The sequence below is a fragment of the Halomicrobium sp. IBSBa genome (assembly GCF_017612575.1).
Lineage (GTDB): Archaea > Halobacteriota > Halobacteria > Halobacteriales > Haloarculaceae > Halomicrobium.
The window spans coordinates 1106452-1121189 of sequence record NZ_JADPQC010000001.1 but is presented as its reverse complement, the minus strand read 5'-3'; the positions used below and the strand labels follow the sequence as shown (position 1 = coordinate 1121189).

Sequence of the window (14738 nt, the reverse complement as noted above, 5' to 3'; positions counted from 1 at the left end):
GCCCCGCCCGTCGCGTCGAGAGTTCGTAGCCGACCGATCGCGAGCCGCGCCGAGACGGTGCCCGATATCTGGGGCTTCGACGATCGTGCCGTGCAATGCTGGAGGAAACGCTCGCTATCTCTCGGCACCGCCCTCGGCGTCACGACACCGCGGACGTTCGGTACTCCCAAACGAGATGGCGCTCGACGAGTTCTCTGCGAATCGACGGGGCTGAAACAATCCCGTACCAACGGTACTCGTGTTATTCTATTGTCGAAACACCGTGATTATTCCTGACAGACTCTGTGTGGCGTCGCTGAGACGACCGCCGGTCGCTGAGCGACGGCAAATCGTTTGCGAGAGACGAACGACCTTCGCCACCGCTCGACGGCTGGCCGGTCTGATCCTCGATGCGGCACTATCGTACAGACGTAGGGCCGACGGTATCAGGAGAACTGCGCGTTGATCTCGATGACGTTGGCCGACCGCGTCACCAGGTTCGGGAGTTCGTCTTCGTACAGCGGTCCGCTGAAGCGACTGGCCGGCCCGGAGATGCTGATCGCGCCCATCACTTCGTCGTTCATCGTGATCGGAGCGGCGACACAGCGAAGCCCCTCGATGCGTTCTTCGCGGTCGAAGGCGTAGCCGCGCTCGCGTATCGCTTCGAGTTCGTCGAACAGCTCCGGCCGGGTGGTGATCGTCGCGTCGGTGAACGCCGGCAGTCCGTGCTCGTCGACGATCGCTTCGACCCGGCTCTCGTCCATCCGTGCGAGCATCGCCTTGCCCAGCGAGAGACAGTGGAGATGCGCCCGGTTGCCGACCGACGACGCGGTCTGGACGGCGTCTTCGCCCTCGGTCTTGTAGATGTACACCGCCTTTCCGTGCTCCTCGGTGGCGAACTGTGCGAGCTCTCCACACTCCTCTGCCAGATCGTCCAGCTCCTTGCGCACCACGTCGTAGATCTGGAGCCGGTCTTTGACCGTCTCGGCGAGGTCGAGATACTGGAGGCTCAGCCGGTACGTGCCGTCGTCGTTCACGACGTACTCGTTGTCGACGAGCGTCGCCATGTGTCCGTGGACCGTCCCTTTCGATCGGTTCACCGCGTCGGCGATCTCCGTGATCCCGGCACTCTCGACCGACTGGAGGAACTCGATGATGTCCAGGCTCGTCTGTACCGCGTCCACCGTTCGGGACTGGTGCTCGCTGGCCATGCTCGGCTGTACAGGCTAGTGGTATATAGTCGTTCGGCTGACGCGAACAATTTGGTCCGTTCGTGGTATCCGAACGGATCGTCGAGTCGTCGCGAGGTGGGACAACGACGACGCTCTGTTTCACAGGGAAAAGGCTATACGGTTCTCGCCGAAATCCCGGGATACGATGGTCGCAGTCGATTACATGGCCCACCAGGAGCAGTACAGTCCGTCGGAGCTACTGGAATTCTCCGAGCTCGCTGCGGCGAACGGCTTTGACTTCATCTGGACCTCGGACCACTTCCACCCCTGGTTTCACACGGACGCAGAGGCGGGGTTCGCGTGGTCGTGGCTCGGGGCGGCGATCGAGCGCGTCGACCTCCCGGTCGGGACGTGCGTGACGCCGGCAGGCGAACACTACCACCCCGCGCTGGTCGCCCAGGCCTTCGCCACGCTCCAGTCGATGCACGACGAGCGGGTCGTCCTCGGGCTGTCGACCGGCGAGGCGATGAACGAGAAACCGCTCGGACACGAGTGGCCCGACTACGACGTCCGGCGCAGCCGCCTCGAAGAGACGCTGGAGATCGTCCACGGGCTCTGGGAGAACGACGGCTTCTACAGCTACGAGGGCGAGCACTACGAGGTCGACGACGCCCGCCTCTACACGATGCCCGACGAACGACCCGAGGTACAGATCGCGGCCAACGGTCCCAGCACGGCGTCGCTGACCGGCGAGTACGGGGACGGGTTCATCACGGTCAAGACCGGCGAGGAGTACACGGAACGGATGTATCCGGCGATCAGGCGGTACGCGACAGACGCCGGCCGAGACCCCGACCAGATCGAGACGACGCTGCTCGTGATCGCGTCCTACGACGAGGACCGCGAGCGGGCACGCGAATCGACCCGACCGTGGTGGGCGACCACACAGGACGTCTTCGACCGCGCGCTGGCGAACCCGAAGGCGATCGAGCGCGAGGGGGAGAAGGCCACGCGCGAACAGGTCGAGGCGAAGTTCCTCATCGCCGACGACCCGGCCGAGATCGCCGGCCAGCTCGAAGCGTACGCGGAGATGGGCTTCGACCGGATCGCGCTCGGCAACACCAGTCCGGAGCCGGAACGGTTCTTCGAGGTGATGGGCGACGAGGTCATCCCGTCGCTGTGAGCGTAATCGGGCCGGCCGCTTTGAGGTACGTTTAATAATTGGGGTTCCGTCGGTACGCACGAGATGTCTCGAATGAACGGTGGCGAGATTATCGCCACGTATCTGGAGAAGGAGGGCGTCGAGTACCTCGTCGGGATTCCCGGCCACGGGAGCACGAACCTGCTCGACGCCTTCAACGACTCCGACGTATCGGTCGTCCAACCCCGTCACGAGCAAGGTGCCGCTCACCTCGCAGACGGGTACGCCCGCGTGACCGGCGAGCCACTGGCCGTCTTCACCTCGATCGGCCCCGGCGCGACCAACACGGTCACCGGCGTCGCGACGGCCTACGTCGACTCGATCCCGATGGTCGTCTTCACCGGCGCGCCACAGACCCACGAGTACGGCCAGGGGATCCTCCAGGAGATCGAACGCCAGAAGCCCGGCGACTTCCCGAGCGTCATGGAGCCGGTCACGAAACAGAGCTTCGAGGTCAGCTCCGTCGAGCAGCTCCCACGCGTGCTCCGGCGGGCCTTCCAGATCGCCCGCTCCGGCCGTCCGGGTCCGGTTCACGTCGACGTGCCGATGGACGTACAGGGCGCTGCCGCCGACGTGACGCTGCCCGAACCCACCCAGCACCGGCCTCACAGTCGCCCCGGTGGCGATCCGGAGACGGTCTCGGAGGCGGCGACGCTGCTGGCCGAGGCCGACCGGCCGGTGATCGTTCCCGGCGGCGGGACGATGCTCGCGGAGGCCTGGGACGAGGTGCAAGCGCTGGCCGAACACCTCCAGGCACCCGTCGTCCCGACGTTCCAGGCCAAGGGGATCATCCCCGAGGACCACGACCTGTTCGTCGGCTACGCGGGGTGGATCGGCTCGACGGCCGGGAACGAACTCGCGTCCAACGCCGACACGATCCTCGCCGTCGGCTGTCGGTTCACCGACATGCACACCTCGTCGTTCGAGGCGGGCGTCAGCTTCGAGATCCCGCCGAGCAAGCTGATCCACGTCGACATCGATCCCCAGGAGATCGGGAAGAACTACCCCATCGAAGTCGGTATCCAGGGCGACGCGAAGGTGGTCACCCGCCAGCTCACCGAGCAACTGCGCGAGCGGATGGAGCCGGTCTCGACCGAAGACAACGACTACTACGCGGAGATGCAGGAGCTGTGGGACGAGTGGGCGGCGATGGTCCAGGAGCGCTGGGACGACGACAGTGTCCCGATGAGCATCTCCCGCGTGCTGGCGTCGCTGCGCGAGGTGTTGCCCAGAGACGGCGTCGTCGTCTCCAGTGCCGGCCAGCCCCAGGAGACGGTCAACCCCGAGTTCCCGGTGTACGAGCCCCGGACGAACGTCTCCTGTGGCGGCTTCTCGACGATGGGCTTTGGCGTCTCGGCGGCGATCGGTGCCAAACTCGGCAAGCCCGACAGCCCGGTCGTCGACATCGAGGGCGACGGGAGCTTCCTGATGTGTAACCAGGAGGTGGCCGCGGCCGTCGAACACGGCGTCGACGTGACCTACCTGGTCCTCAACAACCGTGGCTGGAAGTCGATCCGGAACCTCCAGGTCGACAAGTACGGCTGGGACCGCGTCCTCAACACGGCGTTCGACGAGGACGCCGGGGTCGACTACATGGCGATGGCCGACTCGTTCAACCTCGACTACGCCGAGCGCGTCGTCAAGCCCGAGAACCTCGACGCCGCCCTCGAAGACGCGGTCGCCCACGACGGGCCCGCGATGGTCGAGGCGGTCGTCGAGCCCGACAACCCCGACTCCGGCGCGATCGTCACCGGCGAGTGGGATCTCGCGGACCTCGAAGAGTAAGCCTCGGCCGCGCGCTGCCGGCGGTCCCGGCTGTCGTAACATCTATGTGGTCTCGTCCTGACTCCATCAACGCATGACACGCAAGCACGAGCAGCCCCCAGCAGCGACTGCGATCCCCGACGCCGTCCGGAACTACGTCGGCGGCGAGTGGGCGTCCGGGTCGGCGGACGGCCAGCCGGTCGTCGATCCGGCCACCGGAGAGCACCTCGCCGACGTACCGTTTTCCAGCGCCGACGACGTCGACGACGCAGTCCAGACGGCCAACGACGCCTTCGAGGAGTGGCGGCGAACGCCACCGGTCGAGCGGGTCCAGTACCTCTTCGACCTGAAACACGAACTGGAAGCGCGGGAAGCACAGATCGCGCACGCGCTCTCTCGGGAACACGGCAAGACCGTCGCGGAGGCCCGCGGGGAGATCCGCCGCGGGATCGAGAACGTCGAAGTCGCCACCGGCATCCCGAACATGCTCCGCGAGGCCAGCGGGACCGTCGAAGACGTCGCCCCCGGGATGGACGAGACGGCCGTCCGCCAGCCACTGGGGACCTTCGCCGCCGTCACGCCGTTCAACTTCCCGTCGATGATCCCGCTGTGGTTCCTCCCCTACGCGGTCGCGACGGGGAACACCTTCGTCCTCAAGCCCAGCGAGAAGGTGCCCCTCACCGCACAGCTCATCTTCGAGGCGATCGAGGCCGTCGAGTTCCCCGACGGCGTCGTCAATCTCGTCAACGGCGGCGTCGAGACGGTCGACGCGCTGCTGGAACACGACGGCATCGAGGGGGTCTCGTTCGTCGGTTCGACGCCGGTCGCTCGACACGTCTACGAGACCGCCGCCCAGCACGGCAAGCGCGTCCAGGCCCAGGGCGGCGCGAAGAACTTCGCGGTCGTCACGCCGTCGGCCGAACTCGACCAGTCGGTGCCAAACATCGTCGGCTCGGGCTACGCCAACGCCGGGCAGCGCTGCCTGGCCAACGACGTGGTCGTCGCCGTCGGTGACGTGTACGACGAGTTGCGCGGGGCTCTCGTCGACGCAGTCGAGGACCTGACCGTCGGACGCGGCCTCGACGAGGGCACCGACGTCGGCCCGCTCATCACCGGCGCATCTCGCGAACGGGTCACCGAACTGATCGCCGAGGCCGTCGAGGAGGGCGCAGAGGTCGTCGTCGACGGACGCGGCTTCGAACACCCCGACTACCCCGACGGCAACTTCCTGGGGCCGACGCTGTTGGCGGGCGTCACGGCCGACATGGAGATCGCCCAGACCGAGATCTTCGGCCCAGTGCTGTGTCTCGCCGCACAGCCGTCACTCGACGACGCCATCGAGATGGTCGACGGTACGGAGTACGGCAACGCCTCCTCGATCTTCACCGAGGACGGCAGCGAGGCACGCCAGTACCGATACGAGGTCGACGCCGGCAACATCGGCGTCAACGTCGGCGTCTGCGCGCCGATGGGATTCTTCCACTTCGGTGGCACCAAGGAGTCGTTCTTCGGTGACCTCCACGCGCAGGGCGAGGACGCCGTCGCCTTCTACACGGACAAGACGATCGAGATCGAGCGCTGGTACAGCTAGTCCGACGCTGTCCGCCTCGAACGCCGACCGAGCGCGCCGAGCTTATACTGCCAGCTGTAAGTCTGTGAAGAATTTCGCGACACGGGGTCGCGAATATCTTGAAACAGTTACAGCCGGCAGTATCAGTCCTGTTCGACGGACGTCGTCTCCTCGAAGGCGGCGTCGTATCGGTCGATGGCTTCGTCGACGCCGTCCATCAGCAGCGAGACGTCCTTCCCGGCGATGAGGAAGTCGTGGCCCTGATCTACCCGTGTGTCGATGTCGTCGAGGTCGGTGACCAGCGTCCCGACCGGAACGTCCGCGTCGTTCCCGGCCTCGATGACCGACGCCATGGCGGTCGTGAGCGACTGGGAGTCCCACTCCGCGAACTTCCCCAGCGCACCCGAGAGGTCTGCGGGGCCGACGAACAGGGCGTCGACGCCGTCGACGGCGGCGATCTCGGCGGCGTTTTCCAGTCCCGCCTCGGTCTCGATCTGTGCGATCGTGAGGATCGTCCCGTTGGCGTTCGCGACGTACTCCTCGAAGTTCCGGCCGTACTCTGTCGCTCGACTGCCCGCGATCCCCCTGATGCCGTCGGGCGGGTACTGCACCGCGCGGACGAGTTCGCGGGCTTCCTCGGCCGTCCCGACCATCGGGACCATGACGCCAGCGACGCCGATATCGACGACGCGCTTCAGTCGGACGGGATCGTTCCACGGGACCCGGACGACCGTCTCCGTCTCGCCGTCGGCGGCATCGACGCTCCGCGCGATGCTCTCGACGGTCTCTAACCCCATCGTCGTGTGCTCCATGTCGACGAGGAGGAAGTCGATATCGAGCTGTGCTACCGCCTCTGCGATCGTGGGATGGCCGACGGAGATCCACGTCCCGAGGGGCGACTCTCCGGCCTCGATTGCGTCTTTGACGTGTGTCATTTGTGGGGATGACACAGCGACTCCTGGGCACTCGCCGGTCGCTGTGTCGTGTGTCTTCGTCTCCCCTCTGGGACGCCAGTGCAAATAAATCACGGGGTCGCGGACACCGGCCACCCCGTCTATCGGAAGTTATAACACCGACTGTCCGGATACGGCGTATATGCGATTCGGTATCATCGGGTGTGGCACGATCGCGCAGATTATGCACATCCCGTACGTGACGGAACTGCCCGACCTGGAGCTGTACGCGCTGGCCGATCCCGCCACCGAGCGGGTCACGACGCTGGGCGAGCGGTACAACGTCCCCCACCGGTACGAGTCGGTGGACGAGATGATCGCCGAACGCGGCGAAGAACTCGACGCCGTGATCGTGTTGACGCCGCCGAGCCAGCACGCCGACGTGGTCGAGACGACGCTGGGCGCGGAGATCGACACGCTCGTCGAGAAACCGCTCTCGGTCTCGGTCGCGGACGCCGATCGGATGGTCTCGGCGGCCGAGGCGGCCGACGCGACCGCGATGGTCGCCTACAACAAGCGCTACGCGCCCGCCGTCGAGGCCGCTCGCGAGGAGATCGCGGCACTCGATCAGGTCGACAAGATCACCGCCTACGACGTGGACCCGAATCACGGGCGCAACATCGAGGAGGTGTACGATCTCGTCGACGGTGCCGTCCCCGAGTCGGTCGTCGAGACGACCCGCGAGAAGCAACTCGCCGACAGCAAGCAGGTGATCGACAGCGACGACGACGAGCTGGCCGACGACTACCACTGGCACCTCGAACACATCTGTCACGACGTGAACCTCCTACGGGGGCTGTTCGGCGGCGTCGAGTCGATCGACCACGTCGACCTGTACGCCGACGGACGGTACGCGACCGCGAACCTCGTCTACGAGGGCGGCCGGCGGTGTACGCTCGACTCCGGGCTCTCGGACCGCAAGTGGTTCGAGGAGTTCGTCCGCGTCGACTCGCCGACGGGGATGATCGAACTGTCCTTCGACGACCCCTTCATCCGGAACTCGCCGCCGTCGGTACGGGTCAAGCGCGGCACCGACGAGATCTCCGACGAGACCCGAACGCCCTCCTACGAGGAGAGCTTCAAGCGAGAGGTCGAGCACTTCGTCGCCTGTATCCGCGGCGACGCCGAGGTCCGGACCCCCTTCCAAGAGGGACGGGCCGACGTGCGCCTGATCGCCGATCTGTTCCGACAGACCCAGGGAGCGCCGCTGCTGGGCGATTACTGACGCGAGACGGACCGAAACCACTAAGCGAAACCACACGTCGATACACGACAACACATGTACGAAGACTTCGCATCGACGCTCGCAGCGACTATGTGGGCCGACTTCGACGAACAGCCCCGCCGGGCGGACGGTCCGCCGGGCGAGATCACCGACGTACAGACGGTGGTCGTCGACGGCAACTTCCCGTGGACGATCGTCACCGTCGAGACCAGCGAGGGGGTCACCGGGATCGGGGAGTGTTACCCGTCGCCGGGCGTCCACGAGGTCATCACCGACTACCTCCGGCCGGTGCTGGTCGGCGAAAATCCGACCGACGTCGAGCGACTGTACAACCTCATGCGCGAGAGTCTCTCCGGACGCGGCTCACAGCAGGGGATCGGGACGATCGCGATCAGCGGCGTCGAGATCGCGCTGTGGGACGCCGCGGGGAAACTCCTCGGCCAGCCCATCTATCAGCTTCTGGGCGGCAAGCTGCGCGAATCGGTCGCCGTCTACGCGGACTGTCACGCTGGCGAGGCGATGGTCGAATCCGCCAGAGAAGGGCAGGAGACCTCGACGTACGACCCACAAGCGTACGCGCAGGCGGCCCGGGGGGCCGTCGACGACGGGTTCGACATCGTGAAGTTCGACCTCGACGTGCCCTCTGGCCGGGAGATCGACACGCTCTCGCGGCACTTCGACCCGCCGGAGATCGAACACAAGCGCCGCGTCGTCGAGGCCGTCACCGACGAGATCGGCCACGACGCCGAGGTCGCGGTCGACCTCCACTGGAACTTCAGCCCCGAGACGGCAGAGCGACTCTGCCGTGCGATCGAACCGTACGACCTGGCCTGGATCGAGGACCCGCTCCCGCCCGAGAACACGGACGCGATGCGGGAACTGAAACGCCGGGTCGACGTGACGCTGTTGACCGGCGAGAACCGTTACGGCCGTCACGGCTTCCGCGACCTGGTCGCCGAGCAGGCCGTCGACTTCCTCGCCCCGGACGTTCCGAAGACCGGCGGCATCGCCGAGACCAAGAAGATCGCCGAGCTGGCTGAGACCTACTACCAGGCGCTCGTCCCCCACAACATCGGCAGCCCCGTCGCGACGGCGGCGACGGTCCACGTCGGTGCGACGGTCCCCAACTTCGTGGCCCTGGAGTACCACGCTCGCGAGGTCTCGTGGTGGGACGACCTGCTCGTCCGCGACGAGCCGTTCATCCGCGACGGCCGCATTCAGGTGCCTGACGGACCGGGCCTCGGCGTCGAACTCGACTGGGACGCCGTCGAGGACCACCGCAAGCACTGATCGGCGCTATCGCCCGTCGACAGACAGCTCGTTCCAGCGGTCGATGTTCTCCTTGGCGTGGACGAGTCGCTTTTCGGTCTGGTTCTCGATCTCGATCGTGTAGTGGCCCTCGTACCCCGCCGCGTCGAGGGCGTCCGCGAGCGCTCCGAACTCCAGGACGCCGTCGCCGAGGTCCGTGAACGACCGGAAGTAGTTGATCACGTTGTCCAGGTGGAAGTCCCCGTCCGTGAGCGCGTCCCGGTTGTCGGCGAACCCCTGACCGGGAGCCACGTCCTTGAGGTGGACGTACGCGATGTCGTCGCCGAACCGCTCGACGGCGTCGGTCACGTCGCCCTCGGGGAAGTGGTCGCCGTACGGGTAGTAGTGTGCCGTATCGAAGAGCAACTCCAGCCCGTCGACGGCGTCGAGGTAGTGACGGATCTCCGACGGCCGTTCGACCGCCGTCGCGCCGTGGTGGTGAACGACCGGACGCAGGCCGGCGTCCAGCGCCGCGTCGCTGACCCGACTCAACCACGTCTCGACCGTCGCTTCGTCGTATCGCCCTCGCTGTGGCGGGAGCAAGCCGAGGAACTCGGTACCGAGATCGGCGATCGTCGGCACGTCCTCGACGATCCGCTCGACCGCCTCATCGCTCTCGATCCACTCGCTCATCACGCAGTACAGTTCGAGGTCCGCATCGGCGAGCCACCGCTTCAGCGTCGCGGTGTCGTTGTCCCGGACCTTCCCGAGACCGATCTCGATTCCGTCGTACCGACAGGCACCGATGTCGCTGATCGCGGTCTCGACGTCTGTCGGGTCGTACATCATCGCCGTGTATCCGGTACCCATGTGTCGGGCTATCACGACTCGCCGAAAAATAGCTTCCGACTGATACTGCTGGCCGTCACTGTTTCGAGACCTCGCGACCACGAGGTCGCGATATGCTTCACAGACGTACAGCCGACAGTATGAGACGACGGTCTGTCGCTCTCGCTGTTGTTCGGCGGTGGCGAACGACTCTGACTCGCTGCTGGCCGTCTACACCGGATTCCGGACTCGTAGCTCCGTACTGCGGGCGTTCGCGCTGTTTCCCACGATAGCGGCGTTCGTGAGATGCGAACGAAATGAACGCAACACTCTCTGGCGACGCGGCCGACTGATCGATTGCATAACGACCGTATTGCTGTTATTCGAACGCCGCCGACGAGTGGTCTGTTACCGGGTTCTCCGCACGGATCGTCGGTCCCGCTTTTCGGCTGGAAGAACGCTTCAGGCGTCGGTTCGCGGAATTTCTGGTAATCTCTTCCGTTCGTCCTGCCCGAACGACGTCGATCGAAGGCCCTTCGCCAGCGATCCCCGCACACGCCAGAAAGCCAGTCGTCGCCAGCGTTTCAGGCTCGTACTGGGCGATTGCGTTCTGCTCTGTCTCAGTTTTTCGTTCGCTCGCTCCAAACGCATGTACTTCCGCCAGATGCGTCGTATGTGTCGGCTCTCCTCGGCTGGCAGGTATAAAACAGACAGTCTATCTTGAAAAAGGCAATATTGAAACCACACTCTCTCTTTTTCTGTCTGAAAACTCGGAACTTGGGTAAATATCTCGTCGAAACTTCGAACCTATCGCCGGTAGCGTGTTAGATGAGTGTAGACTGGCTATTTCGACGGACAAACATCGATCTACTCTCTCCTGCCGTGATCTCCGTTTCGTCGAGTCGGCCAGGTACCCCCGTTCTCGGCTCGCGTCGGTCTCCCCGCTCAGCGGTCGAACAGCCACAGCGCCGCCGTGAGCCCGGTCGCGCCGACCAGTGCCGCCGCCAGCAGCCCGAACGCGACCCGAAAGTTTGTCACGTCCGAGAGCCAGCCGACGATCGCCGGGGCGACCGCGCCGGCCCCCATCAGCAGCGTCCGGACGACGCCGAGGCTCCCGCCGGCCACGTCCTCGGGGACGACCGCCATCAGATACGCACCCCGGACCGGCCGATATCCGTGCGCTCCCAGGCCGAGCGCGACGACGGCTCCGCCCAGCGCGAGCGGCCCGCCGGTCGGCGCGAGCGTCAGGATCGCGAGCAGTCCCGCGGTGGCGACGGCGAGTGTCACCAGCAGGACGGGGGTGGTCCCGATCCGGTCGCTCACTTCGCCGGTGACCAGCTGGACGAGGCTGACGACGAACAGGGCCGAAAACAGCAGGTTCGCGGTCGCGCTGGACAGCGCGGTCTCGCTGGCGAGATACAGCGGGAGGAAGGCGACCGCGCCGTTGTAGGCGAACGAAAAGCAGATCGTCACGAGCACGAAGCCGGTGAACTGCCACTCGCGAAACATCGTGAGGTAGCTGTCCGGCGAGGCGGTCACGTCGCCGTGGTCGCTCCCAGTCGAGGCGGTACTCGACGACGCGAGTCGGCGCGGGACTCGCCTGCCGAAGGCGACGGCCAGGCCGACCGTCGCTAGCCCGCCCGCGAGAAACACCGTCCGCCAGCCGGCACCGCCGACCGCGTCGTGGCCGGTGACGGCGACGACCGCCGCCGGTGCCGCGACGCCGCCGAAGGTCCCGAAGGTGTCGAACACCCCCAGCGCCCGCCCGGTCCGCGACGGGTAGATCCCGGAGAGGAGGCGTACGCCGACGGTCTTGTACGCGCCCGTCCCGGCCCCCATCAGGAGCATCGCCGCGACGAGCACCCACAGCGGGGCGTCGACGACGAGCACCAGCGCACCGACCGCCGCGACGCCCGTGCCGGCGACCAGCACTCGAACCGACCCCAGCCGGTCGGCCAGTGCCCCCGAGGGAAACTGCATCGCCGCGTAGACCAGCATGAACCCGGTGAAGGTCGTCCCCAGCACGGTCCGCGAGACGCCGTAGCTCTCACCCAGGGTTCCGAACAGCGGCGGGAAGGCATAGCGGAGGAACTTCCCGAAGAACCACAGCGACGCCGTCAGGACCAGCGCGTCGAAGCGAGCCAGCCCGCGGAGGCGCGCGGCGAGAGACACAGTAGCTGCAAGGTCGGTTCGTCCTGAAAACGGCGTCGAAGCTCCACGACAATAGCCAAGATCCGCGCGCCAGTAGCGCCAGCAACCGACGGCCAGCGAGACGACGCCAAGTGCCGCCAGCACTCCACCCAACGGCGGATGAATCGCACCCGTACAGTCGGCCAGCCTACCGCGAGCGGTCGTGAAGCAGACACCGTCACCGACGGCAAGCACCAGGAGCATCAGTCCGGCACCGACGAGCGTGATGGCGCGGAGGCGCTGGGTCGCGACTGTCTGCCGTCGCGATAGGTCGTCCCAGCGCTCGCGGACGCGCTCTCATTCTCAGTCGGTGCCACGTTCCATCACTCGCTGAACTATGCCATGCAAACATACAACGCGATCGCTGTCGATCCTCTTCGCCGGAGTGCTGATACTGCTCGTAGCCCTCCGTCTAGTATCATGCCCAGTACCACGTCGACCGGTGGTCGTCGTCACCGGCACGAGCGAGGGGATCGGCTATCACCTGCTCGACGCGCTCCGGATGATTCGGACGGTTCTTCCCCACATGCGCACACAGGGTGGGGGTATCGTCCACACGATGGGACCAGGTGTCGGACAGGTCGATCATCCCGGGCTCTCGGGATACGCCTTGACGAAGGGGCCATCGAAGCACTCATGCGGTCGCTCCGGCTGGAACCGCGACACGAACTGATCCGCGTCACGCGAATGTACCCGCAGCTGACGGCCACTCGATCGGCTCGCGAACTGGACTATCCCGAGTCGATGCTGGCCGATCCCGCCAAGGTAGCTCGGCAATTGGCCGGCAAGATCAAGGTGACGCGGCCGGCCATCTACGCCGAATGGTCCACCCGCCTCGGCATGGCACTCGCTCGGGGGTGCCGTTCATAGTCGAGAAATGGACCGAGCGGTTTCTAGATCCCAAAGGGGTAGATGACCGAGATAATAGATAGCCGTTTCCCGGTGAGGTCATTCATGAGCCGTTCGAATAGTACTCTGTATCGGTAATGATATTAATCGAGGTCGTACTCAGAGAGCGGCTGAAACGTGAGTTTGTATTCGTTGCCGTGCTCGTCCTCACGATTGTTCCAACGGTCCAGCATCGCCCGAGCGTTGTCACCGATGTCCCGTGCAACAAGCACTACTTTACTGAGATCGCTGTCCTGCGTTCGTGTGTATGCATCCCAGTACATCACACACTGGTAGACATGGATGGGTTTGGCCTTCGACCGCTTCACTTCGTAAATGTATTCGAATCCTTCTTCGAACCGTTGCAGAAGGTCGATATCCACACCATCAAATCCCTTCTCTGCACGGACTGCATCAGTCGCCATCTGTGCCTCTAACTTTCGCTTGAGACGTTTCTTGATACTGTCTTCCTTCTCTTGCTTTCCGAACTTTATCGGTGCGAACTCGTCGTTATCGTTCAACTTCTGTTTGAGATCGAGCCACAGCGCGGAACTGTCGTTGATGTCGACCTTGTTGTTGACCGTCTCGAACGCGTCGTCACTGATGATGAGTTCGCCAACGAAATCGTTGAAGTCGTTGTGTGTTGCTCGGTCCCAGATCTTTTCTATGAGTCCTGTCTTCAGTGTTCGACCGTTGTAGATGATGTCGATTCCCTGGGTCGTTTGATTCCGTTTATAATACAGCCGGAACGGAGACTCACCGTTCCCGGTCGATATCCCTTCGTAGGTGTCTTTTTCGTACTTATTTCTCGTTTCTTCCCAGTTAACGATCCCCCGCTTGTATTTGACCGCGTACTGCTCTCCTGCATCGTCTTCGACAACAATTTCATCAGTTCGATACCAAGAGTTGCCGTCCTCATCTTCACCTGTGCGGAATTCTGGATAGATCGGTTCGACGGAGAGTTCACCAGCGTCGTCGGTAACGTGGTCAGTCCAGTTTATACTGATGTGGTTCCGATCGGTGTGTTGCAAGAAATGGCGGTACATCACCCCAAAATGCTCCCGAAGCGCCTGTGAGAGAGTGCTTAGATTTGACGCCCGCCGATACGCACTCTGTAGGATGTCGTTCGATGTCGAGAGCTGTATTCGTGTGCCTGATTCTGGACTTTCAAGGGTACCAGCACCTTCGTTCCACTCATCACGAAAATCGCCAATCTCAAGTTCCATCTCGTCACTGATTGGACCTTCGATTCGTCCAAACTGCCCCGATCCGTAGTCGTCTTCGTTTCGAGACAGAATCACGAACGGGGGATTCCCCTCGTTTTTCGTCAGGACGCTCAATGCGTTTTTCAGCCCAAATCCGTGTTCGTTCAACACACCATCTGCCTCGTCAGTATTCCCAGACTCCCATATTTTCTCTTGAAGCACGACGGGTGCCATTCCTTCGCCGGAATCTGCAACGATGACTGAAACTTCGTTCTCGTACCGCTCAATCGTGATCTGGATTCGAAAATACTCGTCTGGTCCGTCCTGTGCAAAGTACTCGTTTGATTTGATATTCGCGCTGATGCCGTTGTCAATGAGTTCCGCGATCGCATCGTGGAAGTCCATCGACTGCTTCGAGAGCCCGCTAAAGTGACCTTCCACGTCGATACCGACATTAACTGGACGTGTTTCCGCTGCTTCCGACATGCATGTGAATTACTTTCTGGATATAAAAA

At 64.0% G+C, this 14738-nt stretch carries 11 protein-coding genes; 6 read left to right on the top strand and 5 right to left on the bottom strand.

Annotated features, from left to right (window positions below; all coding sequences use genetic code 11):
- Positions 1-425 precede the first annotated feature (425 nt).
- On the bottom strand, positions 426-1190 hold the full coding sequence (locus IL252_RS05730) for an IclR family transcriptional regulator (RefSeq protein ID WP_153554470.1): 765 nt from the start codon (positions 1188-1190) through the stop codon (positions 426-428).
- 166 nt (positions 1191-1356) lie between these two features.
- On the opposite strand from IL252_RS05730, the gene IL252_RS05725 reads away from it, so the two are divergent.
- The 3 genes from IL252_RS05725 (at position 1357) to IL252_RS05715 (ending at position 5707) form a co-directional block, all read left to right on the top strand.
- On the top strand, positions 1357-2334 hold the full coding sequence (locus IL252_RS05725) for a TIGR03557 family F420-dependent LLM class oxidoreductase (RefSeq protein ID WP_208627214.1): 978 nt from the start codon (positions 1357-1359) through the stop codon (positions 2332-2334).
- A 72-nt stretch (positions 2335-2406) separates the two neighbouring features.
- A complete protein-coding gene (locus IL252_RS05720) occupies positions 2407-4137 on the top strand; it encodes a thiamine pyrophosphate-binding protein (protein WP_244256831.1) in 1731 nt (576 codons plus the stop codon).
- A 73-nt stretch (positions 4138-4210) separates the two neighbouring features.
- On the top strand, positions 4211-5707 hold the full coding sequence (locus IL252_RS05715) for a CoA-acylating methylmalonate-semialdehyde dehydrogenase (protein WP_208627212.1): 1497 nt from the start codon (positions 4211-4213) through the stop codon (positions 5705-5707).
- A 122-nt stretch (positions 5708-5829) separates the two neighbouring features.
- On the opposite strand, the gene IL252_RS05710 is transcribed toward IL252_RS05715, so the two are convergent.
- Positions 5830-6621, bottom strand: a complete 792-nt coding sequence (locus tag IL252_RS05710) for an aldolase/citrate lyase family protein (RefSeq protein ID WP_208627379.1) — start codon at positions 6619-6621, stop codon at positions 5830-5832.
- 160 nt (positions 6622-6781) lie between these two features.
- Between IL252_RS05710 and IL252_RS05705 the strand changes: the two genes are divergently transcribed.
- Positions 6782-7864, top strand: a complete 1083-nt coding sequence (locus tag IL252_RS05705; protein WP_208627211.1) for a Gfo/Idh/MocA family protein — start codon at positions 6782-6784, stop codon at positions 7862-7864.
- Between the two features lie 54 nt (positions 7865-7918).
- Entirely contained in the window at positions 7919-9154 is a 1236-nt protein-coding gene (locus tag IL252_RS05700) for a mandelate racemase/muconate lactonizing enzyme family protein (RefSeq protein WP_208627210.1), read from the top strand.
- A gap of 6 nt (positions 9155-9160) precedes the next feature.
- Here the strand turns inward: IL252_RS05700 and IL252_RS05695 are convergent, their stop codons facing one another.
- Positions 9161-9982, bottom strand: coding sequence for a sugar phosphate isomerase/epimerase (locus IL252_RS05695; protein ID WP_208627209.1), 822 nt, complete (start codon positions 9980-9982; stop codon positions 9161-9163).
- Positions 9983-10885: 903 nt separating this feature from the next.
- Positions 10886-12112, bottom strand: a complete 1227-nt coding sequence (locus tag IL252_RS05690) for an MFS transporter (protein ID WP_208627208.1) — start codon at positions 12110-12112, stop codon at positions 10886-10888.
- Positions 12113-12572: 460 nt separating this feature from the next.
- On the opposite strand from IL252_RS05690, the gene IL252_RS05685 reads away from it, so the two are divergent.
- Positions 12573-12803 (top strand): hypothetical protein, encoded by a 231-nt coding sequence (locus tag IL252_RS05685; RefSeq protein WP_208627207.1) that lies wholly within the window; start codon positions 12573-12575, stop codon positions 12801-12803.
- 319 nt (positions 12804-13122) lie between these two features.
- On the opposite strand, the gene IL252_RS05680 is transcribed toward IL252_RS05685, so the two are convergent.
- Positions 13123-14709 carry an ATP-binding protein gene (locus IL252_RS05680; RefSeq protein WP_208627206.1) on the bottom strand — a complete coding sequence of 529 codons (1587 nt, stop codon included), beginning with the start codon at positions 14707-14709 and terminating at the stop codon, positions 13123-13125.
- Positions 14710-14738: the final 29 nt, after the last annotated feature.

Excerpts from the sequence above, each read along its gene's own strand:
- IL252_RS05710 (WP_208627379.1), bottom strand. The coding sequence starts at position 6,621 with ATGACACACGTCAAAGACGCAATCGAGGCCGGAGAGTCGCCCCTCGGG.
- IL252_RS05700 (WP_208627210.1), top strand. The coding sequence starts at position 7,919 with ATGTACGAAGACTTCGCATCGACGCTCGCAGCGACTATGTGGGCCGAC.
- IL252_RS05730 (WP_153554470.1), bottom strand. The coding sequence starts at position 1,190 with ATGGCCAGCGAGCACCAGTCCCGAACGGTGGACGCGGTACAGACGAGC.
- IL252_RS05705 (WP_208627211.1), top strand. The coding sequence starts at position 6,782 with ATGCGATTCGGTATCATCGGGTGTGGCACGATCGCGCAGATTATGCAC.
- IL252_RS05720 (WP_244256831.1), top strand. The coding sequence starts at position 2,407 with ATGAACGGTGGCGAGATTATCGCCACGTATCTGGAGAAGGAGGGCGTC.
- IL252_RS05715 (WP_208627212.1), top strand. The coding sequence starts at position 4,211 with ATGACACGCAAGCACGAGCAGCCCCCAGCAGCGACTGCGATCCCCGAC.
- IL252_RS05680 (WP_208627206.1), bottom strand. The coding sequence starts at position 14,709 with ATGTCGGAAGCAGCGGAAACACGTCCAGTTAATGTCGGTATCGACGTG.
- IL252_RS05695 (WP_208627209.1), bottom strand. The coding sequence starts at position 9,982 with ATGGGTACCGGATACACGGCGATGATGTACGACCCGACAGACGTCGAG.
- IL252_RS05725 (WP_208627214.1), top strand. The coding sequence starts at position 1,357 with ATGGTCGCAGTCGATTACATGGCCCACCAGGAGCAGTACAGTCCGTCG.